Source organism: Neisseria sp. HMSC067H09 (genome assembly GCF_001814135.1).
In the GTDB taxonomy this organism is placed as follows: domain Bacteria; phylum Pseudomonadota; class Gammaproteobacteria; order Burkholderiales; family Neisseriaceae; genus Neisseria.
This window is the reverse complement of sequence record NZ_KV814871.1, coordinates 13105-38164: the sequence shown is the minus strand read 5'-3', so window position 1 is coordinate 38164 and position 25060 is coordinate 13105. Positions and strand designations below refer to the sequence as shown.

25 protein-coding genes are annotated in these 25060 nt (G+C 47.6%); 22 read left to right on the top strand and 3 right to left on the bottom strand.

Features of this window, described 5'->3' with window-relative positions; all coding sequences use genetic code 11:
- Positions 1-96 precede the first annotated feature (96 nt).
- From HMPREF2954_RS02795 to HMPREF2954_RS11380, 19 genes are all read left to right on the top strand, one after another.
- Positions 97-750: a hypothetical protein gene (locus tag HMPREF2954_RS02795; RefSeq protein WP_045072269.1), complete on the top strand. Its 654-nt coding sequence runs from the start codon at positions 97-99 to the stop codon at positions 748-750.
- A complete protein-coding gene (locus HMPREF2954_RS02790) occupies positions 747-1061 on the top strand; it encodes an alpha/beta hydrolase family protein (protein WP_045072270.1) in 315 nt (104 codons plus the stop codon). Before HMPREF2954_RS02795 ends, HMPREF2954_RS02790 begins: the two co-directional genes overlap by 4 nt.
- A complete protein-coding gene (locus tag HMPREF2954_RS12155; protein WP_141755624.1) occupies positions 1058-1498 on the top strand; it encodes a hypothetical protein in 441 nt (146 codons plus the stop codon). Before HMPREF2954_RS02790 ends, HMPREF2954_RS12155 begins: the two co-directional genes overlap by 4 nt.
- 27 nt (positions 1499-1525) lie before the next feature.
- Complete coding sequence (locus HMPREF2954_RS02785) at positions 1526-2167, top strand: hypothetical protein (protein ID WP_045072271.1); 642 nt, start codon at positions 1526-1528, stop codon at positions 2165-2167.
- Positions 2168-2259: 92 nt separating this feature from the next.
- Entirely contained in the window at positions 2260-2658 is a 399-nt protein-coding gene (locus tag HMPREF2954_RS02780; protein WP_070688987.1) for a hypothetical protein, read from the top strand.
- A gap of 28 nt (positions 2659-2686) precedes the next feature.
- A complete protein-coding gene (locus tag HMPREF2954_RS02775; protein WP_052673319.1) occupies positions 2687-3880 on the top strand; it encodes a hypothetical protein in 1194 nt (397 codons plus the stop codon).
- Between the two features lie 9 nt (positions 3881-3889).
- Positions 3890-4417, top strand: coding sequence for a hypothetical protein (locus tag HMPREF2954_RS02770; RefSeq protein ID WP_045072272.1), 528 nt, complete (start codon positions 3890-3892; stop codon positions 4415-4417).
- Between the two features lie 156 nt (positions 4418-4573).
- A complete protein-coding gene (hisS, locus tag HMPREF2954_RS02765; RefSeq protein WP_039409966.1) occupies positions 4574-5869 on the top strand; it encodes a histidine--tRNA ligase in 1296 nt (431 codons plus the stop codon).
- Positions 5870-6499, top strand: a complete 630-nt coding sequence (locus tag HMPREF2954_RS02760) for a YfgM family protein (RefSeq protein ID WP_003755348.1) — start codon at positions 5870-5872, stop codon at positions 6497-6499.
- A 581-nt stretch (positions 6500-7080) separates the two neighbouring features.
- A complete protein-coding gene (gene der, locus HMPREF2954_RS02755) occupies positions 7081-8538 on the top strand; it encodes a ribosome biogenesis GTPase Der (RefSeq protein WP_060975075.1) in 1458 nt (485 codons plus the stop codon).
- 367 nt (positions 8539-8905) lie between these two features.
- A complete protein-coding gene (gene hfq, locus HMPREF2954_RS02750) occupies positions 8906-9196 on the top strand; it encodes an RNA chaperone Hfq (protein WP_003755341.1) in 291 nt (96 codons plus the stop codon).
- Between the two features lie 81 nt (positions 9197-9277).
- Complete coding sequence (gene mnmM / locus HMPREF2954_RS02745) at positions 9278-9847, top strand: tRNA 5-(aminomethyl)-2-thiouridylate-methyltransferase MnmM (protein WP_045072276.1); 570 nt, start codon at positions 9278-9280, stop codon at positions 9845-9847.
- A gap of 52 nt (positions 9848-9899) precedes the next feature.
- Entirely contained in the window at positions 9900-10274 is a 375-nt protein-coding gene (locus HMPREF2954_RS02740; RefSeq protein ID WP_003762962.1) for a SirB2 family protein, read from the top strand.
- A 15-nt stretch (positions 10275-10289) separates the two neighbouring features.
- Entirely contained in the window at positions 10290-10787 is a 498-nt protein-coding gene (gene folK, locus HMPREF2954_RS02735; RefSeq protein ID WP_045072278.1) for a 2-amino-4-hydroxy-6-hydroxymethyldihydropteridine diphosphokinase, read from the top strand.
- A 221-nt stretch (positions 10788-11008) separates the two neighbouring features.
- Positions 11009-11644, top strand: a complete 636-nt coding sequence (locus HMPREF2954_RS02730; RefSeq protein ID WP_003742664.1) for a deoxynucleoside kinase — start codon at positions 11009-11011, stop codon at positions 11642-11644.
- A gap of 109 nt (positions 11645-11753) precedes the next feature.
- Positions 11754-12191: a peroxiredoxin gene (locus tag HMPREF2954_RS02725; RefSeq protein WP_045072280.1), complete on the top strand. Its 438-nt coding sequence runs from the start codon at positions 11754-11756 to the stop codon at positions 12189-12191.
- 170 nt (positions 12192-12361) lie between these two features.
- Positions 12362-13237, top strand: coding sequence for a site-specific tyrosine recombinase XerD (gene xerD / locus HMPREF2954_RS02720; RefSeq protein WP_045072281.1), 876 nt, complete (start codon positions 12362-12364; stop codon positions 13235-13237).
- A 248-nt stretch (positions 13238-13485) separates the two neighbouring features.
- Complete coding sequence (locus HMPREF2954_RS02715; protein ID WP_016686532.1) at positions 13486-13686, top strand: (2Fe-2S)-binding protein; 201 nt, start codon at positions 13486-13488, stop codon at positions 13684-13686.
- 163 nt (positions 13687-13849) lie between these two features.
- A complete protein-coding gene (locus HMPREF2954_RS11380; protein ID WP_049226338.1) occupies positions 13850-14098 on the top strand; it encodes a glutaredoxin family protein in 249 nt (82 codons plus the stop codon).
- A gap of 543 nt (positions 14099-14641) precedes the next feature.
- On the opposite strand, the gene rfbD is transcribed toward HMPREF2954_RS11380, so the two are convergent.
- Positions 14642-15505 carry a dTDP-4-dehydrorhamnose reductase gene (gene rfbD, locus HMPREF2954_RS02705; protein ID WP_039404659.1) on the bottom strand — a complete coding sequence of 288 codons (864 nt, stop codon included), beginning with the start codon at positions 15503-15505 and terminating at the stop codon, positions 14642-14644.
- A gap of 507 nt (positions 15506-16012) precedes the next feature.
- Here rfbD and HMPREF2954_RS13205 point away from each other — a divergent pair.
- The 3 genes from HMPREF2954_RS13205 (at position 16013) to pnp (ending at position 20841) form a co-directional block, all read left to right on the top strand.
- A complete protein-coding gene (locus HMPREF2954_RS13205) occupies positions 16013-17449 on the top strand; it encodes a calcium-binding protein (protein WP_285046290.1) in 1437 nt (478 codons plus the stop codon).
- A gap of 167 nt (positions 17450-17616) precedes the next feature.
- Positions 17617-18483 (top strand): phosphoribosylaminoimidazolesuccinocarboxamide synthase, encoded by an 867-nt coding sequence (locus HMPREF2954_RS02690; RefSeq protein WP_070688986.1) that lies wholly within the window; start codon positions 17617-17619, stop codon positions 18481-18483.
- Between the two features lie 237 nt (positions 18484-18720).
- Positions 18721-20841 (top strand): polyribonucleotide nucleotidyltransferase, encoded by a 2121-nt coding sequence (gene pnp / locus HMPREF2954_RS02685; RefSeq protein WP_003757358.1) that lies wholly within the window; start codon positions 18721-18723, stop codon positions 20839-20841.
- A 349-nt stretch (positions 20842-21190) separates the two neighbouring features.
- Here pnp and greA read toward each other — a convergent pair whose 3' ends face one another.
- Together greA and HMPREF2954_RS02675 are read right to left on the bottom strand one after the other, a co-directional pair.
- On the bottom strand, positions 21191-21667 hold the full coding sequence (gene greA, locus HMPREF2954_RS02680; protein WP_070688985.1) for a transcription elongation factor GreA: 477 nt from the start codon (positions 21665-21667) through the stop codon (positions 21191-21193).
- 198 nt (positions 21668-21865) lie between these two features.
- The gene (locus HMPREF2954_RS02675) at positions 21866-25006 is read right to left on the bottom strand and encodes a DNA translocase FtsK (protein WP_070688984.1); all 3141 of its coding nucleotides are present in this window, start codon (positions 25004-25006) and stop codon (positions 21866-21868) included.
- Positions 25007-25060: the final 54 nt, after the last annotated feature.

Below are 25060 nucleotides of genomic sequence, written 5' to 3'. Positions count from 1 at the left end.
TTGTGAGTTGGAGGGGATGTCCAACTTTTTGGGTGCAGTTCAAACCTTGTATTTGGTTTTCAGACGACCTTTTGACAGCCCAAGAAGGGAAAATCGATGAAACCGATGACCACATTAATAACCGCCTCCGTATTTTCAGTACTCAGCCTGAATGCCTGCGGCGGTTCGGAGAAAAGCATGAGTATTCAGGAACAAACCGAAGCAAGATTCCAGCTAAATCCCCATCCCAAACAGGCATACCGCCTTAAAATCAAAATCAACGACGCACCCGGGCCGTTGGTGTCGATGAATAATACCTATATCCGCTATATGGCACGGGATTGCTCGTATGTTATCAATCATATAGAAGGCGTAACGTCTCACCCTAGGAAATACGTCGATATTCCGCTTCGTCAAGTCGGTAAAAATGAATATGAAGCCTCTTTCTATTTTGATGCCGTACAGGATGAAGATTACTTTGGCGAAGGTGTCTGCCATTGGAAGCCTGATGGCTTCGGTGGAACGTTTAAGGCAACGGGAAAAGAAGAAGAAACAGGGTTTACCATCAGTGATGTAATGAGAAACCTGTTGGAGAAAAAAACATTGACTAAGTATTATTGGAAATGGTCATATCCTTATTTTACACGGGAAGATGGTTCCATTTCTCCGGATTTTGTCAATTTCGGTATTACCTCTCCTGAACTGTATAGTGCCGAAGAACATAAAGAAATGTTTACCATAACTGTAACCCTTGAGGAAGTTTCATCATGAGCAGCATTACCCGACAACAGCAGGCTGATTTGGCCAAAGATGCCTACGAGACTCGGATGGTAACCAAACCCGGCGAGTCCATCACTATCGGAGGAAACGATTACAAAGTCTTGGCCGTCCGCAACAACCCTGTAACAGATTACCAAGGCACAGTGTACCAAGACCTCCGAACCAAGGAAATCGTCGTTGCCCACCGAGGAACGGCAAGCGTTACGGATGATGTCATCGACCTTGCGATGGTGATCAACAGTGTCAACTATCAGGCTGCTGAATCGAAAAAACAATGTCTATATTGTCAGGAACAGTTATGAAATATTTTAAAAATCTGTTAACTAAAAAGTTGTTATCTTTTTTCTCATTATTTGTGCTTTCCAGTTGCACCCCTTCTTCCGTAATCAGTGATGAGGATTGGAAAAAAGCTGAAAACACTCCCCTGCCGTTTTCTTATGTTGCACCTAATGCACACTACATATGTATCCAAAGTTCATACCAACCTTATGAGGATTTTATTTCTTCAAACCATCTGCCACATATTCCCGAAAAAGAGTTTTCCATGCTGACACAGGACGGACAGGAAATTTGGTGGTTGTTTTCAACTGACGGAAAAGTACAGGAAAAACGGTTTAATGGAGGGAAATATCCTAAAATTTCTCAAAATCAAAGTTTTTGTGCCAATTTACAAAATGCTTGCTTATCTGTTGATAAAAGGTCGTCTGAAAAACATTATTATATAAGTCCATGTAGTTAGTTTGATTTGAGAATAAAGGAACTAAATGTGAAATTTAAAATGACTCTAGGTTGGAAGGTTTGGTGTTTTGCAGTATTGTTTTTTACTGCATTCATGAGTTTGAGCGTACTGTCTTCTTCTTTATCGGGGACACAATTAAAACTGACTCCCGGGCAGGAAGTGCAATGGCAGGTTTGGCGGCCTTTTGACAGTGAAATTACGTCATTAAAGTTACGTTATCGTAGAAGTGTCTCAAATGAAGAAACAGATAAAGATTTCGCATATTGCAATCATTCAGATGAGACGGGAGACTTTATATGTGAAGGAACAAGTGTGGTGCTTGCTGTTTCGCTAAATAATAGTCCAATTTGTCTTCTGAAAGCTGTAGATGATGGCTTTGCGTATAACACAGAATCAGTTTGGAGAAATCTATCTGAAACAGAAAATTGTATTGAACTCGCAGAAAAATCAGGAAAAAACATTTGGAATGTTAAAGTAGAAAGCGTCAATCCAATGGTTATAAATAAAATTGTGATGATAGAGGCAGAAGCACCATTGGGATTTAAAACGTTATATGGTTCTGCTTACGAATGGCTGATTTTATCTATTTTCTGGCCGATATGGGTAGGCCTACTGACATTATGGGCTGTCGTATTATGGTGTATAAACCGACGTAAAAGACGAGTGTAAGATTTCACTTGTCCTGATGATTATCGGTAAGTTTTATTTGACTGGATGTAGTATTATTTGAAAAGTATTGAATTATTTTTGAAAGGAAGTATATGAAATATTTTAAAAAATTATTATTAATAACATTATTATCTGTTTTCTCATTACCTACCTTAGGGAAAAAACCTGATTTTTCAGGTGAATGGTACTATCACACAACAAATGATTCTCGTGAATATATGGGAAATTTTATATTTAAACAACGTGGAAATATGATAGTAGGAGAGTGGGCAGAAGGTTCTCCGCAGGGAATGGGTGACACAGGAAAATTAAAAGGCATTATTAAGGGAAATAAACTTTATGTCCGATATTGCAATACAAACTCAGATTGGCGGGCTATATGTCCTAACTATGATAAGGAGGAAGAATATTTTATTTTTAAAGATAAAAAACTGGTTAGATATAAATTGGTTGGTGAAAAATATATCAAATCAGATACTTTAACTAAGTAAAAATAGAAAGTCTAATAAGGATGTTTATATGAATAGTAAAGATTTATCAAATTCTGATTTCCAGGCAATTGCCTATTTTGCAATTGGAGTAACTTCCGAAGGTTCTATTGGCAATCGAGAAGTTGCTTATAAGCTTTCGTTCACTGGAACGGAAAAAGAAGGTAGAATGATTCCTGTTGGTAACAGTGGATTTTCATTAGGCATGATACAAACAGATTTGGGACAACATAAGGATGTAGCTAAAGATTTAGTAAGAGCCTACCAAGATTGGGCGGTAAAGAATGAGGAGGTATCTTTTCCCAAGGAACAAGAGGATAAAATTATTAGGGAACTTGGAAGGACTGGTAAAGAAATTAAAAGCCAAGGAGGAAAGTCTCTAGATAGAAATGTAAAATTTCAAATAAACAAATTTTTAGCTTCTTCGGATGGAATTACTTTTATCCATAATCATGACATTAAGCAAATAAAAAAATTGGAACAAAATATTTTTAATCCATTAAAAGAAACAAATTTATATAAGCAAGTTTCGGTTGAAGATAAAATAAAATTAGCAACAGTAAATGTCAAAGTCTACAATCAAAATGAATTTTTGGGGAGTAAAATTCTTACAGGGCTTCAACATAATAGATATAAGAATATTCAAGAAATAACCGAAATGGTAGATGGATTTATCAAGAATAAAAATAATAAACCTGATTATTTAGAGTCGGGGTATAAACACGCTCTCAAAGGAGCTAATGTTATTACTGAGTTGATAAAAGCCAATCCCTCAAATCCATTATTTCAGGCATGGGAAAAAATCTCTGAAAATCCTCTAGCTAATCCTAATTCTTTTACTGGAAGTCAAAGAGAAGATTATTTGGAAATTAAGCATTTATTTTTAAATTCAGATAAAGCAGGAAAAATTATCCGTGAGCATAATATGCAGCCGCAATTATCTCCAAAACAAGAAAAATCTTTGGAAAAAAGCGAAGTCGACATCACCCGCCCCTTGGCCAAAAACGCATCCATCGAAGAGTACAACGATTATGCTTTCGCCGCCCTGCTGTCGGATGACGACGACAAAATGCACGCCGCATTGGACAGCCTGCTCACTTCCGACATTGGGCGCAGCACGCAGCAGGAAGCCGCCGCACTGTATGAACGGCAGGAGCGGGAGGAAATCGCGCGGCTGGAACAGATGCAGCACGATGCGCCCGTGATGCGGATGACGCGCAGTTAGGAGGGAAGGATGAACGGTTCGGAACAGAAAATCGACCGTCTGGCAGCCAATGTGCTGACCTTGGCGGGACAAACGGAAAAGCGGGCGAAAAATGCCGAACAGCTGGCGGTGCAGGCACAGCGGGTATTGGATTCTTCGTCAAACCGTTTGGATGGTTCTGCTGAAAGAATCAGGCAGGAAGCGGCAGAAGCGGTGCGGTCGGGCTTGGATAAGTCGGTCGGGAAATTTACGGAACGGCTGGAAACGACGGGGCATTGGCTGCTGGAGACCGTCCGCGAAGTGGAAGGCAGGCAGCAGAAATCGGCAAAGGATTTGAAAAAGCTGGTTTGGGCGTCGGTCGCAGTCTTTGCGCTGACCGGATTGCTGTGTTTCGGTACGGTGATTTATCTGATCCAGTCTGCCAGAACGGAAATTAAGCGTGTCGAATGGATTGCAGATATTAATAAAGCGGTGGAGAACGGAAAATTGATTCAATGCGGTACAGAGGAGGGAATTTGTGCGAAAGTTGGGAAGAAAACGATCAGGTTGGATAAGTAAATGAATTTGATTGTTCGAGGGTTGTCTGAATAATCGGGGTAAAATAATGTTTTCAGATGGCCTTTTTACTTTTTTTACGTCAAGCCACTACCCTCACAACTCCTTAAAAATCAGCTATAATTGCCGACTATTTTGATTACGGTATCCCTATTTGAAATGGCACAAAAAATCCAATCCGTCAAAGGCATGAACGACCTTTTGCCCGTCGAACAAAAAGATTTCAAGCTGACCGCTGCGTTTTGGCAGGCGTTTGAAGATGTGGTTGGCCGCTGGACGCGTGCTTATGGTTATCAGCAAATCCGTACGCCGATTGTCGAGCAGACGGGTTTGTTTGTCCGCTCCATCGGTGAAGAAACCGATGTGGTCGGCAAGGAAATGTACACTTTTTCCGATTCCAACGATTCTTTGAGCCTGAGCCTGCGCCCGGAAGGTACGGCGTCCTGCCTGCGCGCGGTGGTCGAACACAATCTGTTGTACAACAGCCCGCAAAAGCTGTGGTACATGGGACCGATGTTCCGTCGCGAGCGTCCGCAAAAAGGACGCTACCGCCAGTTTCATCAAGTTGGTATCGAGGCGTTGGGTTTTGAAGGTCCGGACATCGACGCGGAAATCATCGCGATGTCGGCGGATTTGTGGGACAAGCTGGGTATCCGCGATTACCTGACTTTGGAAATCAACAGCTTGGGCAACCGAGAAGAACGTGCGGCGCACCGTGCGGCTTTGGTCGAATATCTGACCCGTTATGAAGACAAATTGGACGAAGACAGCAAACGTCGTCTGAAAACCAATCCGTTGCGCGTTTTGGATTCTAAAAATCCCGATTTGCAGGAAATCTGCAATGCCGCGCCGCATTTGACTGATTATCTGGGCGAGGAATCGCGCAATCATTACAGCCGTTTCAAAGCCATGCTGGAAGGCTTGGGCATTCAATATGTTGAAAATCCGCGGCTGGTGCGCGGCTTGGATTATTACAACCAAACCGTTTTTGAATGGACGACCGACAAACTCGGCGCGCAGGCGACGGTGTGCGGCGGCGGCCGTTACGACGGTTTGATTGAAGAACTCGGCGGCAAGCCCGCTCCGTCTATCGGCTTTGCAATGGGCATCGAGCGGCTGCTGCTGCTGGTTAGCGAATACGGTTCGCTGGAAGTCAATGCCGCGCCTGACGTGTACGCCATGCATCAGGGCGAGGGCGCGGATTTGCAAGTGATGAAATACGCGCAAGCCTTACGCGCACAAGGTTTCAACGTGATGCAGCATTCCGGCTATCAAAGCCTGAAAGCGCAAATGAAAAAAGCCGACAACAGCGGCGCGCGCTTTGCCCTGATTGTTGCGCAAGACGAATTGGCGAACGGTACGGTTACGCTTAAAGACATGAACGGCGCACACGGTCAGCAAACCGTCGCCGCCGACGATTTAATCCACACTTTACAACAATGGAAGAACGCATAAATGGCAGCCCATCTCGAAGAACAACAAGAATTAGACAATTTTAAATACTTTTGGAAAAGTACCGGCCGATGGCTGTTTGCCCTGCTGATCGCGGCGGCATTGGGCTATTTGGGCTATACCATGTATAAGAGCCATAAAGCCTCGCAAAGTCAGGAAGCTGCCGAAGTATTGGCGAAAATCGTCGATAAAATGCAGGCAAAAGCCTCGCAAGCCGAAGTGAATGCCGATTTGACCAACCTCCAGCAAAATTACCCGGACTCCATTGCCGCCGCGCAAGCGACGCTGATGGCGGCTGCGACCGAATATGATGCCCGCCGTTACGATGTGGCGGAAGGTCATCTGAACTGGGTGTTGAAAAACCAAAAAGCCCCGCTGGTTCAAGCATTGGCGGCGCAGCGTTTGGGCATCGTCCTGTTGCAGCAGAAAAAATACGATGCCGCGATTGCAGCCTTGAATACGAAAGTTGAAGCAGATTTCGAGCCGCTGCTTTTGGAAGCGAAAGGCGATGTTTATGCCGCGCAAAACAAAACCAAAGAAGCCGCGCAAAGCTATCAGCAGGCTTTGGAAAAGCTGCCTAAAGACGCCATCGAACGCGAATTGCTGCAAATGAAGCTGGATTCGCAAAAATAAGGTCATCTGAAAAATTGAAAGACTATGTGGCTTGTCGGAATCTTTCCGGCAAGCCTTGTCTGTTTTAATTGTGTTCCACTATATTTTCAGACGACCTTTTGTTTGAATATGCATCATGCAGGGACAAGATTCGCCGAACAGGTCGTCTGAAAAGGCAGATTATTTGGCTTTGCGTTTGAGTAGAAAATACATAGGTACGATATAAAAAAGCGTGCTGATAATTAATGAGACTATGATTTTGAGTGGTCGGTCTGTTTGATACACGCCGAGCAATAAGCCAATCCCGAAATTTACAGGGAGAAAAATGCATAGTGATGTTAAGATGATTTTTTTCATTGCGTAAAATCCATTAACTATGGCCGGATGAAACTCGCCATACCATATTTGTAGTTGATAAGCGCAGGCAAGTTCCCCAAGTCAAAGATGGCTGTATGGGACGGAAATTCCAGCTCAAGCCATTGTTGCTGTTGAATCTATTTTCAGACGACCCCTTATCTTTTTTAACCTACCGTGTTTTGAAAACACCTGCTTGTGTTGCAGGTTCGCTTCCGAACCGACACTTGACACAGAAAGACCTCATCATGAAACCCACCATCGCCCTTGTCGGCCGCCCGAATGTCGGCAAATCCACCTTGTTCAACCGCCTGACGCGCACCAAAGACGCGCTTGTGCACGACCTGCCCGGCCTGACCCGCGACCGCCATTACGGACACGGCAAAATCGGCAGCAAACCTTATCTCGTCATCGATACCGGCGGTTTCGAGCCGGTTGTGGACAGCGGGATTTTGCACGAAATGGCGAAGCAGACCTTGCAGGCTGTCGATGAAGCCGATGCCGTCGTGTTCTTGGTGGACGGCCGCACCGGCTTGACCCCGCAAGACAAAATCATCGCCGACCGTCTGCGCCAAAGTCCGCGCCCCGTTTATCTGGCGGTAAACAAAGGTGAGGGCGGCAACAGAGCCGTGCTTGCCGCCGAGTTTTACGAGTTGGCATTGGGCGAGCCGCACGTTATTTCTGGTGCGCACGGCGACGGTGTGTATTACCTGATTGAAGAAATTTTAGAAAATTTCCCTGAGCCTGAAGCCGAAGAAGCCGATGTAAAACATCCCGTTTTTGCCGTTATCGGTCGTCCGAATGTCGGCAAATCCACGCTGGTTAACGCCATTCTCGGCGAAGAGCGCGTGATTGCCTTCGATATGGCAGGCACGACGCGCGACAGTATCCACATCGATTTCGAGCGCGAAGGCAAACCGTTTACCATCATCGATACCGCAGGTGTGCGCCGCCGCGGCAAAGTCGATGAGGCGGTGGAAAAGTTCTCCGTTATCAAAGCCATGCAGGCGGTTGAAGCGGCAAACGTTGCCGTTTTGGTGTTGGATGCGCAGCAGGACATCGCCGACCAAGATGCCACGATTGCCGGTTTCGCCTTGGAAGCAGGGCGCGCGCTGGTGGTTGCCGTCAATAAATGGGACGGCATCAGCGAAGAGCGGCGCGAGCAGATCAAACGCGACATTTCCCGCAAACTGTATTTCCTCGATTTTGCCAAGTTCCACTTCATTTCCGCATTGAAAGAACGCGGTATAGACGGGTTGTTCGACAGCATTCAGGCAGCCTACAACGCTGCCATGATTAAGATGCCGACGCCGAAAATCACCCGCGTCCTGCAAAGCGCCGTCGAGCGTCAACAGCCGCCGCGCGCAGGTTTGGTACGCCCGAAAATGCGCTATGCCCACCAAGGCGGCATGAACCCGCCCGTGATTGTCGTACACGGCAATTCGCTGCACGCGATTTCCGACAGCTATACGCGCTACCTGACCCAGACGTTCCGCAAAGCCTTCAACCTGCAAGGCACGCCGCTGCGGATTCAATACAATGTTTCGGAAAACCCGTATGAAAATGCGGAAGACAAACCGAAGAAAAAACCGCTGCGCCGCGTCAGCCTGAGCAACCGCATCGAAAAACGCGAAGGCCGCAAGGAAGAGAAAAACCGTTTTAAAAAGAAAACCAAAGTCAGCGTGAAAAAACAGTACAGCAAATAAATCTGACGGAACAAGGGTCGTGCCACGAGGTATGCCCCTTTTAGATTGAAGTCGGGACGAGTAGGGTGGTTGGAGGTGAGTCCTCTTAAAGATTTTAGCTAAGGTATTGTAATAAAAATGTTTTATCTGATGATAAGGTCGTCTGAAAATCCAAATCTGCCGACCTGTTCCCTATGGTAAAAATCGTTTGTATTAAAATGATTTGTATAACACATTCGGGTAAAAAATCGTTGGAAAGCCCGTCGTTTGATAGAGGTTTGCATATTCTTACGGAAAAATAGTTGGTAATTTTTCTCGTTCGGGTCTACAATCCGACTCATGTTCGTTTTCAAAACGATTTCAAAATCATAATAATGGAGCTTAGAATATGACAGCTAAAGGACAAATGTTACAAGATCCTTTTTTGAATGCGTTGCGTAAAGAGCACGTTCCGGTTTCGATTTATTTGGTCAACGGTATCAAACTGCAAGGCCAAGTCGAGTCGTTTGACCAATACGTCGTTCTGCTGCGTAATACTTCCGTTACCCAAATGGTTTATAAACACGCCATCTCAACGATCGTTCCTGCCCGTGCCGTGAGCCTGCAACACGAGAACAAACCCCAAGCCGCTGCGGCTGCCCCGGTTCAAGTTGAGACCGTGCAACAACCTGCCGAATAATGTATGTAACGCATTAATCGATTCTGATACCTTACCGCTTGGCCGGTAAGGTATTTTTATTTTCAGACGACCTTTAATTTTATGCAGCTCGAAAACATCCTCCCTTTTGCACACTCGCTTCTCAAACAAGCCTTAAAACCTGATACCCGCGCTTTGGACGGTACGGCGGGAAACGGCAACGATACGCTGATGCTGGCGCGTTCGGTTGGCAGCGGCGGGAAAGTGTGGGCGTTTGACGTTCAAGAGCAGGCATTGGCAAAAACCCGAATACGCTTGGAAGAAGCGGGCATGGCGGATAGGGTGGAACTGATATTGGACGGACATGAAAATCTAGCCACCCACATCCGCGAACCGTTGGACGCGGCGGTATTCAATTTCGGCTGGCTGCCCGGCGGCGATAAAAGCTGTACGACAGAAGCGGCAACCAGCATCCGCGCGTTGACATCCGCCTTATCGCTGCTGAAAACGGGCGGGCTGGCGGTTGCCGTGCTGTATCCGGGACATGAGGCGGGGCAGCATGAAGCGCAGGCAATCGAAGATTGGGCGCAGCGGTTGCCGCAGGATGAATTTGCCGTTTTGCGTTATGGTTTTATCAACCGCCGCAACTGCCCGCCGTATTTGTTGGCGTTTGAAAAGTTACGTCAAGAATGAATGTTTGGGGTAGAATAGGCGCTTCTTTCAAAAACAATAACGTGCGACCGCTATGCAATATCTGTTTGTAAAATACAGCCATCAGATTTTCGTCACCATCACCATTTTGGTGTTCAATATCCGCTTTTTCCTGCTTTGGCGGCATCCCGATAAACCTTTGGCGGGTATCTGGAAAGCCCTTCCCCATCTCAACGACACCATGCTGCTCTTTACCGGCTTGTGGCTGATGAAGATTACCCACTTTTCGCCCTTCAATTCGCCGTGGCTCGGCAGCAAAATTCTGCTGCTGCTGGTTTACATCGGGCTGGGCATGGTCATGATGCGCTCCCGTCCGCGTTCGCCGAAGTTTTACGCCATTTATGTGTTGTCGATGGCTTGCGTCGGCTGCATCGTCTATCTTGCCAAAACCAAAACGCTGCCGTTTTAAAGAGGTCGTCTGAAAATGCCGCAAACCCATTTTGCCGTCATCGCTTTGGGCAGCAACCTTGCCGAACCTGCCCGCCAAGTCCGCGCCGCCTTATCCGCGCTGGAGGCGCATCCGCAGATTCAAATCGAAAAAACTTCCTCGTTATATTTGACCGCGCCGGTCGGCTACGACAATCAGCCTGATTTCGTCAACGCCGTTTGTTCCGTCCGCACTTCATTGGACGGCGTTTCGCTGCTTGCCGTGTTGAACCGCATCGAGGCGGATTTCGGGCGGAAACGCACGTTCCGAAACGCCCCGCGCACATTGGACCTGGACATCATCGATTTTGACGGCATTTCCAGCAGCGACCCGCATCTGACCCTACCGCATCCGCGCGCGCACGAACGCAGCTTTGTGATGAAGCCGCTGGCTGAAATCCTGCCCGATTTTGTTTTGGGCGGACACGGACGGGCGGCGGATTTGGCGGCTGCTTTGGGCGATGAAGGGATACGCCTGTTGGAAGAAGCCGTTTGAAGCAAGACGGTGAAATAAAAACATCTGTTTGCTTCAATCGCGTGTCAAAGTTTATATTTGAAGCAACTAGGTTCAAGAGGTCGTCTGAAAAGGGAAATGGCTTGGCAGTTTCCTTTTTCAGACGACCTTTCAAGAAGGGCGGCGGCAGGTTTGGGCAAACTCCGTCGGTCTGATAAAATGCCACCTTTCCAAAATATCAAAACAAAATCATTCATCAAACCATGAACTACCGTTATATTGTCGTCGAAGGCTCCATCGGCAGCGGGAAAAACGCCTTGAGCCGCCGCCTTGCAGAACATTTCAGCGCGCTGTCGCTGGCGGAAAACCCCGAACACAACCCCTTCCTCATGAAGTTTTACGCCAACGCCTCCCATCACGGCTTGGCAACCGAGCTTTTTTTCCTGATGCGCCGAGCCGAAAGCGTGGACATCATCAAAAACGAATACGCACAAGGCGGCATGGTCGTCGCCGATTTCCTGTTGGAAAAAGACCGGATTTTCACGCCGGTCGTGTTGAATGAAGACGAGCAGCAGCTCTTCGCCGATTTGAAACAAAAAATCCTGCCGCAGTATCCCGCGCCCGATTTGGTGATTTACCTGCAAACCGCCGTGGACGGCAACCGCAAACGCCTGCAAAAACGCGGCGACGGCATCATCAATCTTTTCCCCGAAGGCTATTTGGGGCGGATACACGAGGGATACAGCCAGTTTTTCCACCTTTATCAAAATTCCCCGTTGCTGACCGTCAATGCTGACGAGTTGGACTTGCAAGGCAATGACGAACATTTCCAACTGTTGCTCAATGCGCTGAACGATTTGCAGGGAACGCGCAATTATCTGAATTTGAGCGAACGCTGACGCAGTTTGCAAGATTGTGGTGAAACGCCGAAGCGGCTATGTTGGGGATTCATTTTATTTCCTTGCCCGCTACTACGTTTCCGTCTTAGGTCGTCTGAAAGGAGACATCATGATCCAATACCGATTCACTTTGCCCTCAAGCAGCGGCAACGACTTCGATTCTGCCGAACATCTGCCGTTGATTGTTTATTTCTACCCCAAAGACAGCACGCCCGGCTGCACCACCGAAGGCTTGGATTTCAACGCCCGTTTGCCGCAATTCAAAGAACTCGGCTATACCGTCGTCGGCATCTCGCGTGATGGCGTGAAATCGCATCAGAATTTCTGCGCCAAGCAAGGCTTCAATTTTGAATTGTTGAGCGACAAAGACGAAACCGTGTGCAAAATGTTTGACGTGATCAAGTTGAAAAAACTGTACGGCAAAGAGTCTTTGGGCATTGAACGCAGCACATTCGTATTGGACGCAAACGGCGAAATCATCCACGAATGGCGCAAAGTCAAAGTTGCCGGACACGCGCAGGAAGTGTTGGAAACGCTGTCCCGATAAACCGTAATGCAGCAAAAGGTCGTCTGAAAACGAACAGGGCGGGCTCTGCCCAAGCAGGTTTTCATTTTCAGACGACCTTTTATAGTGGATGTCAATCAGGGCAGGGTTGGCTTGTCCTGATTCATATTCGATCCACGATACCCCCATCTTAGGACTGCCCGTAAAACCTCATGACCGACGAACTCATAGACAAACTGCTCGAATCGCTGTGGCTGCAAGACCGTCTCAGCCATAACACCTTGCAAGGCTACCGCCGTGATCTGGAAAAAATCGCCGTGCGTTTGGAAGCGGGCGGGCATACTTGGCTGGATGCCGAAGCCGCCGATTTGGCGGATGCCGTCTATGTGGCGGACGAAAAGCACAGCTCGCAGGCGCGCGCCCTGTCCGCCTGCAAACGCCTATACGCCTGGTTGGAAGAAACCGAGCGTCGGACGGACAACCCGACCCGTTTCCTCAAAGCCCCGAAACAGACGCAAAAGCTGCCCACACTGATTACCGAAGCGCAAATCGAAAACCTGCTCGCCGCGCCCGATACCCATACGCCGCACGGCCTGCGCGACAAAGCCCTGCTCGAAGTCATGTACGCCACAGGTTTACGCGTAACCGAAGCCGTCAAGCTCCAACTGGGTGATCTCGACCTCAACCGCGGCTGCATCCGCACCATAGGCAAAGGCGACAAACTGCGCATCGTGCCTATGGGCGAAGAAGCCGTTTACTGGGTCGAACGCTATTGCGCCGAATCGCGCCCGCTGCTGCTCAAAAACAAAATCTGCGACGAAGTTTTCGTCAGCCAAAAACGCAGCGGCATCTCCCGCCAACTCGCGTGGATGATTGTCAAAAACTACGCCGAAGCCGCCGGCATCACCTCGCTCAGCCCGCACAGCCTGCGCCACGCCTTCGCCACCCACCTCGTCAACCACGGCGTCGATTTGCGTGCCGTACAGCTTATGCTCGGACACGCCAACATCAACACCACCCAAATCTACACCCACGTCGCTAACATCCGCCTGAAAAACATCGTTGACGAACATCATTCGCGGAATTAAACGATTCTATTGAAAAAGGTCGCCTGAAAACGGAAATTTCGTTTTCAGACGACCTTTTTTGTTGATATGGCATTAAACATTCAAAATGAGTTAATTTATAAAATATCAATCGAAATATATATTTCAATAGAAAATTACCAAGATAAACCAAGAAGTAAACCTTGCAATGCAAACAGTTTTTATTTATATTCATGTTTAAGAATAAAACACACTATCAATACTGAGCGAAAGAAAACACGGAGCACATTATGTTTGTCTGCATCTGCAACGCCATTACCGACCACGAAATCAAAGAAACCATCGCCGCCGGCGCAAGTACGATGAGCGATTTGCAGGCTCAATTAGGAGTAGCTACTTGCTGTGGGTGTTGCAGCGAATTGGCTGCTTCGTTTCTGAATATCAACAATGCCCAAACTACCATTACCGCCGGTATTAATGTTCAGTCTTAATTTCATCTAGAATTCAAACAAGGTCGTCTGAAACCAAAATCTTTGGTTTCAGACGACCTTTTGCATCTACTCTAAAATAAAACAGTATATGCCGAACTGCCGTTTTGAAGTTAATCGGCTATACCTTACAATCTCGATTTCCGTTTACAGTAAAGTGTCTATTATGAAACTGACGTTGATGTTTCGCGAATATTGCAGCCTCTGCCACAAAATGCGCGAACAGCTTAAACCATATCAAGAAAGATTTGGCTTTGAGCTGGAAATTCTTGATGTTGATGAAGATCCTGTCTTGGAGGAAAAATATAATGAACTTGTCCCTGTTTTGCTTGATGGCGAAACAGAAATTTGCCATTGGTTTTTGGATGGGGAAAAATTGAAAACCTTTTTGGAAACAAAATGTGATGGGGTATAACGGCTGAAAGTATTTCTGTTTTGATAAGTTGGTTTCGATAAATTGAAAACAGCTCGTCTGAAAAATTTTCAAAGAATTTCAGGATTTTGTTCTTACGCTACCGCTATATGAATAAAAGGCTGCCTGATTTTTATTTCAGACAACCTTTGAAATATCATGAGGGGTAAGCATCATCCCCTCTGTTTTGTTTAACCGGCTACGGGTGTAGTTGGAGCAACCGGTTTTCCGGTGAAGGAGGCGCGTTTTGCGGCTTGGTAAATAGCCAGTCGTCTGCGATGTGGCATTATTTTTCCTTTCTGTGATTTAAAGGATTATCCCGAAACGAAAGATGAATAAAATCATAAATTTACCGTTTAATAATCCTGTCGTTGATTGTTTATTGGGCTTTTATCGCTTATTCAATATATTGTGAGATGTTAGATTATAATGATAGCTGTTTTTTATTTAAACTAAAAGATGAATTGTGTAAAGTTAAATACCTGTTTCGTAAGGCTTGACGTTTATATAAAAAAGCCCCTGATAACAGGGGCTTTTCAGTAAAGATTAGTCCAATTTACCGATGATGTCGTTTAAAGCTTTTTGCCAGTCAGAGGGTTTGATGCCGTAATCGTTTTCGATTTTTCGACAATCCATAATACTGTACTCGGGACGTGGTGCAGGAAGAGGATATTGATCAGTGGTGATGGGTGTTAATTGCGGCATTTTGAAATTATTGTCATGTTTTAGTGCTGTTTGAAAGATAGTTTGACTGAATTCATACCAAGTAACCGATTTGTTGCCGCCGAAGTGGTAGATACCTCTAGAAGGCGATGGGTGTTGCAAAAGGGTAATGATGGCTTGCGCCAAATCCCCCGCATAGGTCGGGCATCCGATTTGATCGTTGACAACGGAAAGGCTGTCTCGTTCTTTTGCCAAGCGCAGCATGGTTTTAACAAAATTATTGCCGTATTCGCTAAATAGCCAAGAGGTACGGATAATTGTGCTTTCCGGATTAGCGGCAAGCGCGAGTAGTTCGCCGGTGGCTTTAGTGCGGCCATATACGCTTTGCGGATTGGTGTAGTCATGTTCACGATAGGGCGTTTTGCTTGTCCCGTCGAAAACGTAATCGGTCGATACATGGATAAATCGGGCATGAACAGAACGTGCCGCATCGGCAAGGTTGTGAACGGCTGCGGCGTTAACGGCAAATGCTGCAGGAACGTTTGTTTCTGCGCGATCGACAGCGGTATAGGCAGCGGCATTGACAATTGCATCGGGTTGAAAGCTTTGAACCATATTGCGAACGGCATCGGCATCTGTAATATCCAAGGAAGAGGAGTCAGTAGCAATCAGCTCCCAATTATCAGGAAGTCGGTCTCGGAAGCAGTGTGCGAGTTGTCCTTTAGAGCCTGTCAGCAGAGTCCTCATGGTATATCTCCTTAATGAATATTGTTTCGGCAAGATGGACATCATTATAGAGCAAACATCAGCTCTTAACAGCATTTTACGCCTTCACCGTTTTGAACTTATGTTTATCGGAAAATTTGAACGGGGTAAGGAACGATCGTTGCAATGTCTCGCTAATATTTGGTGGTAAGATAAGACGAATGATGAAAAATTTTGTTTGAAGGGGAAAAAAGGAATCTCTGTTGTGGAAAAAAACAATAAATAGTACGTTGAAATAAATAATATTATTTCGACAAAATAATCAATATCTTGTTTTTTAAAAAGGAATTATCATTAGAATAAAGTGTCAATTTAAATTTGATTGCTTTAAAAAATGTTTCCATTCGTCTGAAATTTCAACCGTTAGCGAATTGAAAAACAGTTAATCATGAAATATCACTAGAATAACAGTGTAGGCAGTTTGATCAGTTTGCATTTTGACAAAAGGCCTATGCTTCTTAATTACATATATTCTGGGAGTGATTTATCATGACTTATCATTATGGCGGCTATTCTTCTAAAGCCCACTTCAACTCATACTGCCCTCCGGCTAAACCCTACAATCCTTACTGCCCTCCTAGCCATGGCGGTTTCGGTTACAAAGGCGGTTTCCATAACTACGGTTCTTCACACGGCTTCAAAATGCCTCACGGCAAATTCGGTCATGGCGCCTACTGCCCTCCGCCGAAACCCGTGTACAAATGCATTATTATTGATTTCAAATGCAATCCGGGTAAACCTTATTACCCTAAACCAGCTCCAAAACCGGTTCCTCCAAAGCATGTTGATCCTTACTGCCCACCGGTTGAACCAAAACCACAGCCTCAACCACACCCACAACCCCAACCTAAGCCGCAGCCACAACCTCAGCCGCAGCCTAAACCTCAACCGCAGCCGCAGCCGCAGCCTAAACCTCAACCGCAGCCCAAACCGCAGCCTAAACCCAACGATAAAGACTGCAAAGATTGTGTTGATGATCAAAACCAACAAAATACCTACGGACATGACGACAAAAATCCGGGCAACATTATCCATGTTGATGGTTCGACCAAAGATAAAAATGGCCTGACCAATACCGTAGGTACTGATAAGAAAGATACCATTTACGGTACTAGTGGTGAAGACGTGATTTATGGCGGCGACGGTGCCGACGTGATTTACGGCGGTGACGGCAACGACACTTTGCAAGGCGGTAACAACGGCGACTCTCTGTACGGTCAAGGCGGTAAAGACTACCTGCAAGGCGGTGACGGTAACGACTACTTGAACGGTGGTGCCGACGCTGACATCATGCGCGGTGGTGATGGTAATGACGTTTACTTTGTTGATCACAAAGGCGACGAAGTTATCGAATATGGTAATTTAAACGGCGGTATCGATACTGTCCGTACAGTAATCGACTACACCCTGACCGACAACGTTGAACACCTGTTCTTGCAAGGTTCCGGCAATCTCAACGGTACTGGTAACGCTCTGAACAACGATATCAACGGCAACTCCGGCAACAACCACCTGTACGGCTTGGCAGGCGATGACTGCCTGGTTGGTAAAGACGGTAACGATTACCTCGACGGCGGCATCGGCAACGATGTCCTGATCGGCGGTACCGGCGACGATACCTACTTCTTCGATAAAGGTTACGGTCGTGACACCATCCAAGACGAAAGCGGTAACGATACCCTGCAATTCGGCAAAGGTATTTCTGCTTCCGACGTGTTGTTGAGCAAAACAGGCAACAGCCTGACCGTATCTGTCGGCGGCGGTGACACTGTTACCATTGACGACTGGTTCTCCGGTAACAACCATAAGATCGAAAACTTCAAGTTTGCCGATGGCAGCACTTACGAAGTAACCGGTCATGGCGATTACTACTCTCTGTCAGCTGTAAACAGCATCCAACAACAAACCCAAGTGCCTAGCATCTAATCTCTGATTAGCTATACTTAGGATTGATAAGGTCGTCTGAAAGCGTCTGCATCCGTGCAAAACGTTTTCAGACGACCTATTTTGTAAACAATCTGACCCAAAAATCCAAATTCGGATAAAATAACGGAATCCTGTTTAAACCGAGTCAGCGAAGGGAGAAACCTGAAATGTCCGAAATCAGCTTGAAAAAGATTTACTCCGGAAAGGTGCGAGATTTATACGAAATCGACAGCAAGTGCATGTTGATGGTCGCATCCGACCGATTGTCTGCATTTGACGTGATTTTAGACAATCCGATTCCGGGTAAAGGAGAAATTCTGACGCAGATTTCCAATTTCTGGTTTCAAAAACTGGCGCATATCATGCCCAATCATTTTACCGGCGATACGGTTTATGATGTGTTGCCTGAACGTGAAGCCAAAGCCATCGAGAAACGCGCGGTTGTCGCCAAGAAACTGACTCCTGTCAAAGTAGAGGCGATTGTGCGCGGTTATTTGGCGGGCAGCGGGTGGAAAGATTACCAAAAAAACGGTTCTGTCTGCGGCATCAAACTTCCCGAAGGGATGAAAGAAGCGCAGCAGCTTCCGGAAGTGATTTTTACCCCGTCCACCAAGGCTGCCGTCGGTGATCATGATGAAAACATCAGTTTTGAAGAATGCGAACGCATTATCGGTAAAGAGTTGGCGGCTGAAGTGCGCGCTAAAGCCATTCAGCTTTATACGGAAGCTGCAGAATATGCAAAATCACGCGGTATCATCATATGCGATACCAAATTTGAATTCGGGCTGGATGAAAACGGTACATTAACCTTGATGGATGAAGTACTGACGCCCGATTCCAGCCGCTTTTGGCCGGCTGACCAATATCAAGTCGGCACCAATCCACCGTCTTTTGATAAGCAATTTGTTCGGGATTGGTTGGAGCAAAGCGGTTGGAACAAAAAAGCTCCGGCACCGGACGTCCCTAGCGATGTTATTCAGAAAACAGTTGATAAATATCGGGAAGCATTAAATCTTTTAACCAACGAATCATAAATTTGATAAAAGGTCGTCTGAAACACAGAAGTATGTTTCAGACGACCTTTCGCTGTCATGAATGCTTGGATTTACTTACATTTGCTATTATAATGCGCGTTTGGATTGACTGTTTGAAGTCGTCTGAAAAATATAGTTTTTACCAACCGCCGTACACCTGAAACCCTAACTATGCACATTCTCACTTTTAGTGTGCATTATTAGTGTTTTAGCGTGCGGCATTCTGAAAGGAACGAAATGTTCGATAAACACGTTAAAACCTTCCAATATGGCAATCACACCGTTACTTTGGAAACCGGCGAAATTGCGCGCCAAGCCGCCGCTGCCGTTAAAGTATCCATGGGCGATACCGTTGTTTTGGTTGCCGTTACCACCAACAAAGAAGTGAAAGAAGGCCAAGACTTCTTCCCTCTGACTGTCGATTACCTCGAGCGTACTTACGCAGCAGGTAAAATCCCCGGCGGTTTCTTCAAACGCGAAGGCAAACAAAGCGAAAAAGAAATCCTGACCAGCCGTCTGATTGACCGTCCGATTCGTCCTCTGTTCCCAGAAGGTTTCTACCATGACATCCAAATCGTAGCGATGGTCGTGTCTGTTGACCCTGAAATCGATTCTGACATTCCTGCAATGCTGGGCGCGTCTGCTGCGCTGGTGTTGAGCGGCGTACCGTTTGCCGGTCCGATTGGTGCCGCACGCGTAGGTTATGTAAACGGTGTGTACGTATTGAACCCGACCAAAGCCGAATTGGCTAAATCTAAGCTGGACTTGGTGGTTGCGGGTACATCCAAAGCTGTTTTGATGGTGGAATCTGAAGCCAAAATCCTGCCGGAAGATGTGATGCTGGGTGCCGTCGTTTACGGTCATGACCAAATGCAGGTAGCGATTAACGCCATCAACGAGTTCGCCGACGAAGTAAACCCTGAAGTATGGGATTGGAAAGCGCCTGAAACCAATGAAGAATTGGTTGCCAAAGTGCGCGAAATCGCAGGCGAAGCCATTAAAGAAGCGTTCAAAATCCGTCAAAAACAAGCGCGTTCCGCTAAATTGGACGAAGCTTGGAACGCAGTAAAAGATGCGCTGATTACCGAAGAAACTGATACTCTGGCTGCCAACGAAATCAAAGGTATTTTCAAACATTTGGAAGCTGACGTTGTCCGCACCCAAATTTTGGAAGGTCAGCCGCGTATCGACGGTCGCGATACCCGCACCGTCCGTCCGTTGAACATCCAAACCGGCGTACTGCCGCGTACACATGGTTCTGCTCTGTTTACCCGTGGCGAAACCCAAGCCCTTGCCGTAGCGACTTTGGGTACTTCGCGCGACGAGCAAATTATTGACGCACTCTCCGGCGAATACACCGACCGCTTTATGCTGCATTACAACTTCCCGCCGTATTCTACCGGCGAAGTGGGTCGCGTCGGCGCGCCGAAACGCCGCGAAATCGGACATGGCCGCTTGGCAAAACGCGCACTGGTTGCCGTATTGCCGTCCCCTGAAGAATTCAGCTACACCATGCGTGTTGTTTCCGAGATTACCGAGTCCAACGGTTCGTCTTCTATGGCTTCCGTCTGCGGCGGCTGTTTGAGCTTGCTGTCTGCCGGTGTGCCTTTGAAAGCACACGTTGCCGGTATCGCAATGGGTCTGATTTTGGACAACAACAAATTCGCCGTGTTGACCGACATCTTGGGTGATGAGGATCACTTGGGCGATATGGACTTTAAAGTTGCCGGTACGACCGAAGGCGTAACCGCGCTGCAAATGGACATCAAAATCCAAGGTATTACCAAAGAAATCATGCAGATTGCCTTGGCGCAAGCCAAAGACGCGCGTCTGCACATCTTGGAACAGATGAAAGCCGCCGTGGCAGGTCCGCAAGAGCTGTCCGCTCACGCTCCGCGCCTGTTTACCATGAAAATCAACCAAGACAAAATTCGTGAAGTCATTGGCAAAGGCGGTGAAACCATCCGCGCGATTACCGCTGAAACCGGTACTGAAATCAATATCGCGGAAGACGGCACCATCACTATTGCCGCAACCACTCAAGAAGCCGGCGACGCTGCGAAAAAACGCATCGAAGAAATCACTGCCGAAGTGGAAGTGGGCAAAGTGTACGAAGGTACTGTGGTTAAAATCCTCGACAACAACGTCGGCGCCATCGTCAGCGTGATGCCGGGCAAAGACGGTTTGGTACACATCAGCCAAATCGCCCACGAGCGCGTACGCAACGTCAGCGACTATCTGCAAGTCGGTCAGGTTGTGAATGTGAAAGCATTGGAAGTGGACGACCGCGGCCGCGTGCGTCTGTCTATCAAAGCATTGACCGAAGCTCCTGCGCGCGAAGAAAAAGCGCCTGAATAATCGTTGAGCCGATTTTGATTGATAAAAGGTCGTCTGAAAAATTTCAGACGACCTTTTTTACTGAATGCGGATGAACAAAGTAGGGGAGCAGGAATGTGGAATTATAGTGGATTAACTTTAAACCGGTGCGGCGTTGCCTAGCCTTGCCGTACTATCTGTACTGTCTGCGGCTTCGTCGCCTTGTCCTGATTTAAATTTAATCCACTATAAGTTGTCTTGTGTTGAAACTTTGATTTATCGTTCTTTTTGAACAGTAATTAGGTTGAATGTTGAAAAGGTCGTCTGAAAACCATTTTTCTTGGTTTTCAGACGACCTCTGTTCTCTTTATATCAAGGCAATTCGGGGCAATCAGATATATTGAACCGAAATAATGTCGTATTCGCGTACGCCGCCGGGGGCTTGTACTTCGGCGACATCGCCTTCCTCTTTGCCGATTAGGGCTCGGGCAATGGGGGAGCCGACGTAGATTTTGCCTTCTTTGATGTCTGCTTCGTCTTCGCCGACGATTTGATAGGTAACGTGTTCTTCGGTTTCCAAATCTTCCAGCGTTACGGTCGTACCGAAGACGATTTTGCCTTCTGCGTGGATTTCGGCAGGGTTGATGATGTGTGCCATGGACAATTTGTGTTCCAACTCGGAAATACGTCCTTCGATAAAGCCTTGTTTTTCTTTGGCGGCTTCGTATTCGGCGTTTTCGGACAAGTCGCCGTGCGAACGGGCTTCGGCGATGGCTTCGATGATTTCGGGACGGGCGACGCTTTTGAGGCGTTGCAATTCTTGTTTGAGTAATTCTGCGCCGTGTACGGTCAATGGAATTTTTTGCATGGTTTGTCGTCTCCGCAAAAGCGTTTGGACTGCTTTTGCCTAGTAAAATATGCGGTAAATATAATCCGCAAAATGAAAATAAAAATACAAGCCGCCTAAATCTCGGCGGCTTGTCTGTGTAAGAATGAATGGCGGTATTGTACCAAAATCAGGGGAAACTGCAACGGCAATCGGCTTTTTCCCTGCTCTGGTGTGGCTTTAGTCCAAATGTTCGCTGCTTTGCGCCAAAACGGTACGGTTGCCGTTGGTTTCGGCAGGCGAAACGATGCCGTCTGCTTCCATTTGGTCAATCAGGCGGGCGGCGCGGTTGTAGCCGATGCGTAATTGGCGTTGGATACCGGAAATGCTGGCTTTGCGCGTTTTCAGAACGACGGAGACGGCTTCGTCATACATCGGATCAACTTCGCTGTCGCTGCTGCGGCTGATGCCCGGCAGATCGTCGGTTGTGCCGCTCATCAGAATATCGTCGATGTAATCGGGTTCGCCGAATTGTTTCAAATATTCGACTACGCGGTGTACTTCGTCGTCTGAAGCGAATGCGCCGTGGACACGTTGCGGATAACCTGTACCGGGCGGCAGGAACAGCATATCGCCTTGTCCGAGCAGGTTTTCCGCGCCCATTTGGTCGAGAATCGTACGGCTGTCGATTTTACTGGACACTTGGAAGGCGATGCGTGTCGGGATGTTGGCTTTAATCAGACCTGTGATGACATCGACGCTGGGGCGTTGCGTGGCAAGGATTAAATGGATGCCTGCCGCGCGGGCTTTTTGGGCGAGGCGGGCAATCAGTTCTTCGATTTTCTTGCCTGCGGTCATCATCAAATCGGCAAACTCGTCAACCACGACTACGATAAACGGCAGTTTTTCCAAAGGTTCGGGATCATCAGGCGTCAGGCTGAACGGGTTGGCAATTTTCATGCCTTGTGCGGCAGCTTCCATGATTTTTTGATTGAAGCCCGCAAGGTTGCGCACGCCTACATGGCTCATCAGACGATAGCGTTTTTCCATTTCGTTGACGCACCAGTTGAGCGCATTGGCCGCCAGCTTCATATCGGTAACGACAGGCGCGAGCAGGTGCGGAATGCCTTCGTAAATGCTCAATTCCAGCATTTTCGGGTCAATCATAATCATGCGCACGTCTTCAGGCGTCGCTTTGAAGAGCATAGATAAAATCATGGCATTAACGCCGACCGATTTACCCGAGCCGGTCGTACCGGCAACCAGCAAATGCGGCGCTTTGCCCAAGTCGGTAACGACGGGCTGACCGGTAATGTCCTGACCGAGCGCGAGCGTCAGCTTGGATTTGGATTCGGCAAACGCGGGTGAATTGAAGATTTCGCTCAGGCGTATCATTTGCCGTTTCGGGTTCGGCAACTCCAAGCCCATGCAGGTTTTGCCGGGTATGGTTTCAACGACGCGGATAGAGGCAACACCGAGCGAACGGGCGAGGTCTTTTTCAAGGTTTATGACCGAATTGCCGCGCACGCCGACATCAGGTTCGATTTCGTAACGTGTAATCACCGGACCGGAATAAGAGTCCACGACTTTGACTTTGACCTTAAATTCCGCCAGCTTTTCTTCGATGGTGATGCTGTTGTTTAACAATTCTTCTTCGGTCTGTGTGGCAGCCGGGTCGAATTGGGGCGGAAGGAGCAGGGCGGTAGTCGGCAGATGGATGCTGTTCGTCTGCGGGGCGGTGAGGTCGTCTGAAGCCGCGTCCCAATCATCGTCGCCGTCAAACCATGGTGTTTCATTGGTTTCAATGTTTTCAGACGACGTTTGCTCGTGTGGCAGGTCGCGTCCGAATACATCCGCGGTATCGTTGTCTGTTTCGGAATCAACGTCCTTAATTGTGTCGCTTGCCGATTCGCGAATCAGGTAATCATGTATAGAGATTTCCGGATTGTTGCTGATGTGTGCGTTAACTTCCGACTCAAATACGGAAACGGACGGATGATTACGGAACACGGGTGGTTCGGGAATGTCGATTTTGTTTTCGGGTAAATCGAATTTGGGCGGTTTCGGAATATCGACCGCAGGTGCCGGTACGGGCGGTACGGGAGGCGGTTCGATGACGGTTGCGTCAGGAGCGGGCGGCCGGGAAATAAAAGTGTTTTCACGAACGGCGCGGGACAGTTTGGCGGGAACCGCCGCTTTTCGGCTGAGAACAGGAGCTTGGCTTCTTGCTGTAAAGGATGAGGTGGGTTTCGCCGTTGATTGTTCAACACTTTCTGCTTCTTGTTGAGACAGTTGGCGACGGGTTATTTTTTCTGCGGCAGCTTCGGAGTGCTTGAGCGTGCGGCGGCGGTTTGCAGGCAGTTTCAGATTGGCAAAAATATCTTCATCTTCAATAATTTGAGGCTGGTATCCGCGCACAGGGGCAACGGCTGCGGCAAGTTTGTCGCGAGCGGCACGGCGCATGGCGAGATTGTTTTGGATGTCGATGACGTTGATTTCGTCTTTTTGACCGTAATAGTTGGCCGTAGAGGGGACGGATTCACGTTCGGCAGTACGCAAAGCGGTTTGTGCCGTTTCGATATGGGGTCGGCCGGCTTTTTCCAGATGGATGCTATCCACATAAGATTTGACACGTTCGCGCGTACGGCGTAAGACAGGGTCGTTGAAATCAATGACTTCCAAACCTTTCATCGGTGTAACCGATGTCCGTACTAAACGGATTTCCGGTTCGCTTTCAGTAGTGATGGCAACGGGGTTTTGTTTGGCGGTTTGATGCTCTTCCCATTCTTGAACGGCGGCTTCGGTCAGAGAGCGGGTGGCTTCTTCCAAAGTAATCTCTTCGAGAGCGCCACCCGTTACCAAGCCGGGCGTATATTCCGGCGTATCGGACGTTTCGAACGGTACGATTTCCGGATATTGCTCAGGTTTGTGGGCATTTGGACGGACTTTAGGGAGGGGGGTGTCGGGTGTTTGGGGAAATTCAGGCTCGTGGAGGTATTCCGGCTCGAAATCGGTTTCAGACGACGTTTCGTATGCGGGCGATGGATCTGCCGCATCTTCTTGTACGGAAGGGGAAACTTGGAATGCGCCCATAGCCTCCGCCAGCGAGCTTGGAGAGAAAGAGGAGTCGTCTGAAAGCGTTTGCGTACGTTTCTTGTAGTCGTGTTGCGCAGCCAAAAGACGCAGGCGGGCGATGGTTTTGTTGCCTGCGGTTTTTGTTTCTTCCGCAAATTCGTATGCTTCGTCCGGATTTTCGTCAAAATCCCTGCCGCGTTTCAGACGGACCAGCTCGCGTTCCCAATCTTGTTCTTGTTTTTTGTGCAGTAAAAACACGATGCCGATGGCAAGCAATAAAATAATAATCAGCACGCTCCACAACATATTGAAATTTTCCCGAGTCAAAAAAGCAAAGTCCGTTATTCTAACGCTTTTCAG

Coding starts and splice junctions, on each gene's coding strand:
- HMPREF2954_RS02795 (WP_045072269.1), top strand. CDS start 97: ATGAAACCGATGACCACATTAATAACCGCCTCCGTATTTTCAGTACTC.
- HMPREF2954_RS02790 (WP_045072270.1), top strand. CDS start 747: ATGAGCAGCATTACCCGACAACAGCAGGCTGATTTGGCCAAAGATGCC.
- HMPREF2954_RS12155 (WP_141755624.1), top strand. CDS start 1,058: ATGAAATATTTTAAAAATCTGTTAACTAAAAAGTTGTTATCTTTTTTC.
- HMPREF2954_RS02780 (WP_070688987.1), top strand. CDS start 2,260: ATGAAATATTTTAAAAAATTATTATTAATAACATTATTATCTGTTTTC.
- HMPREF2954_RS02775 (WP_052673319.1), top strand. CDS start 2,687: ATGAATAGTAAAGATTTATCAAATTCTGATTTCCAGGCAATTGCCTAT.
- HMPREF2954_RS02770 (WP_045072272.1), top strand. CDS start 3,890: ATGAACGGTTCGGAACAGAAAATCGACCGTCTGGCAGCCAATGTGCTG.
- hisS (WP_039409966.1), top strand. CDS start 4,574: ATGGCACAAAAAATCCAATCCGTCAAAGGCATGAACGACCTTTTGCCC.
- HMPREF2954_RS02760 (WP_003755348.1), top strand. CDS start 5,870: ATGGCAGCCCATCTCGAAGAACAACAAGAATTAGACAATTTTAAATAC.
- der (WP_060975075.1), top strand. CDS start 7,081: ATGAAACCCACCATCGCCCTTGTCGGCCGCCCGAATGTCGGCAAATCC.
- hfq (WP_003755341.1), top strand. CDS start 8,906: ATGACAGCTAAAGGACAAATGTTACAAGATCCTTTTTTGAATGCGTTG.
- mnmM (WP_045072276.1), top strand. CDS start 9,278: ATGCAGCTCGAAAACATCCTCCCTTTTGCACACTCGCTTCTCAAACAA.
- HMPREF2954_RS02740 (WP_003762962.1), top strand. CDS start 9,900: ATGCAATATCTGTTTGTAAAATACAGCCATCAGATTTTCGTCACCATC.
- folK (WP_045072278.1), top strand. CDS start 10,290: ATGCCGCAAACCCATTTTGCCGTCATCGCTTTGGGCAGCAACCTTGCC.
- HMPREF2954_RS02730 (WP_003742664.1), top strand. CDS start 11,009: ATGAACTACCGTTATATTGTCGTCGAAGGCTCCATCGGCAGCGGGAAA.
- HMPREF2954_RS02725 (WP_045072280.1), top strand. CDS start 11,754: ATGATCCAATACCGATTCACTTTGCCCTCAAGCAGCGGCAACGACTTC.
- xerD (WP_045072281.1), top strand. CDS start 12,362: ATGACCGACGAACTCATAGACAAACTGCTCGAATCGCTGTGGCTGCAA.
- HMPREF2954_RS02715 (WP_016686532.1), top strand. CDS start 13,486: ATGTTTGTCTGCATCTGCAACGCCATTACCGACCACGAAATCAAAGAA.
- HMPREF2954_RS11380 (WP_049226338.1), top strand. CDS start 13,850: ATGAAACTGACGTTGATGTTTCGCGAATATTGCAGCCTCTGCCACAAA.
- rfbD (WP_039404659.1), bottom strand. CDS start 15,505: ATGAGGACTCTGCTGACAGGCTCTAAAGGACAACTCGCACACTGCTTC.
- HMPREF2954_RS13205 (WP_285046290.1), top strand. CDS start 16,013: ATGACTTATCATTATGGCGGCTATTCTTCTAAAGCCCACTTCAACTCA.
- HMPREF2954_RS02690 (WP_070688986.1), top strand. CDS start 17,617: ATGTCCGAAATCAGCTTGAAAAAGATTTACTCCGGAAAGGTGCGAGAT.
- pnp (WP_003757358.1), top strand. CDS start 18,721: ATGTTCGATAAACACGTTAAAACCTTCCAATATGGCAATCACACCGTT.
- greA (WP_070688985.1), bottom strand. CDS start 21,667: ATGCAAAAAATTCCATTGACCGTACACGGCGCAGAATTACTCAAACAA.
- HMPREF2954_RS02675 (WP_070688984.1), bottom strand. CDS start 25,006: ATGTTGTGGAGCGTGCTGATTATTATTTTATTGCTTGCCATCGGCATC.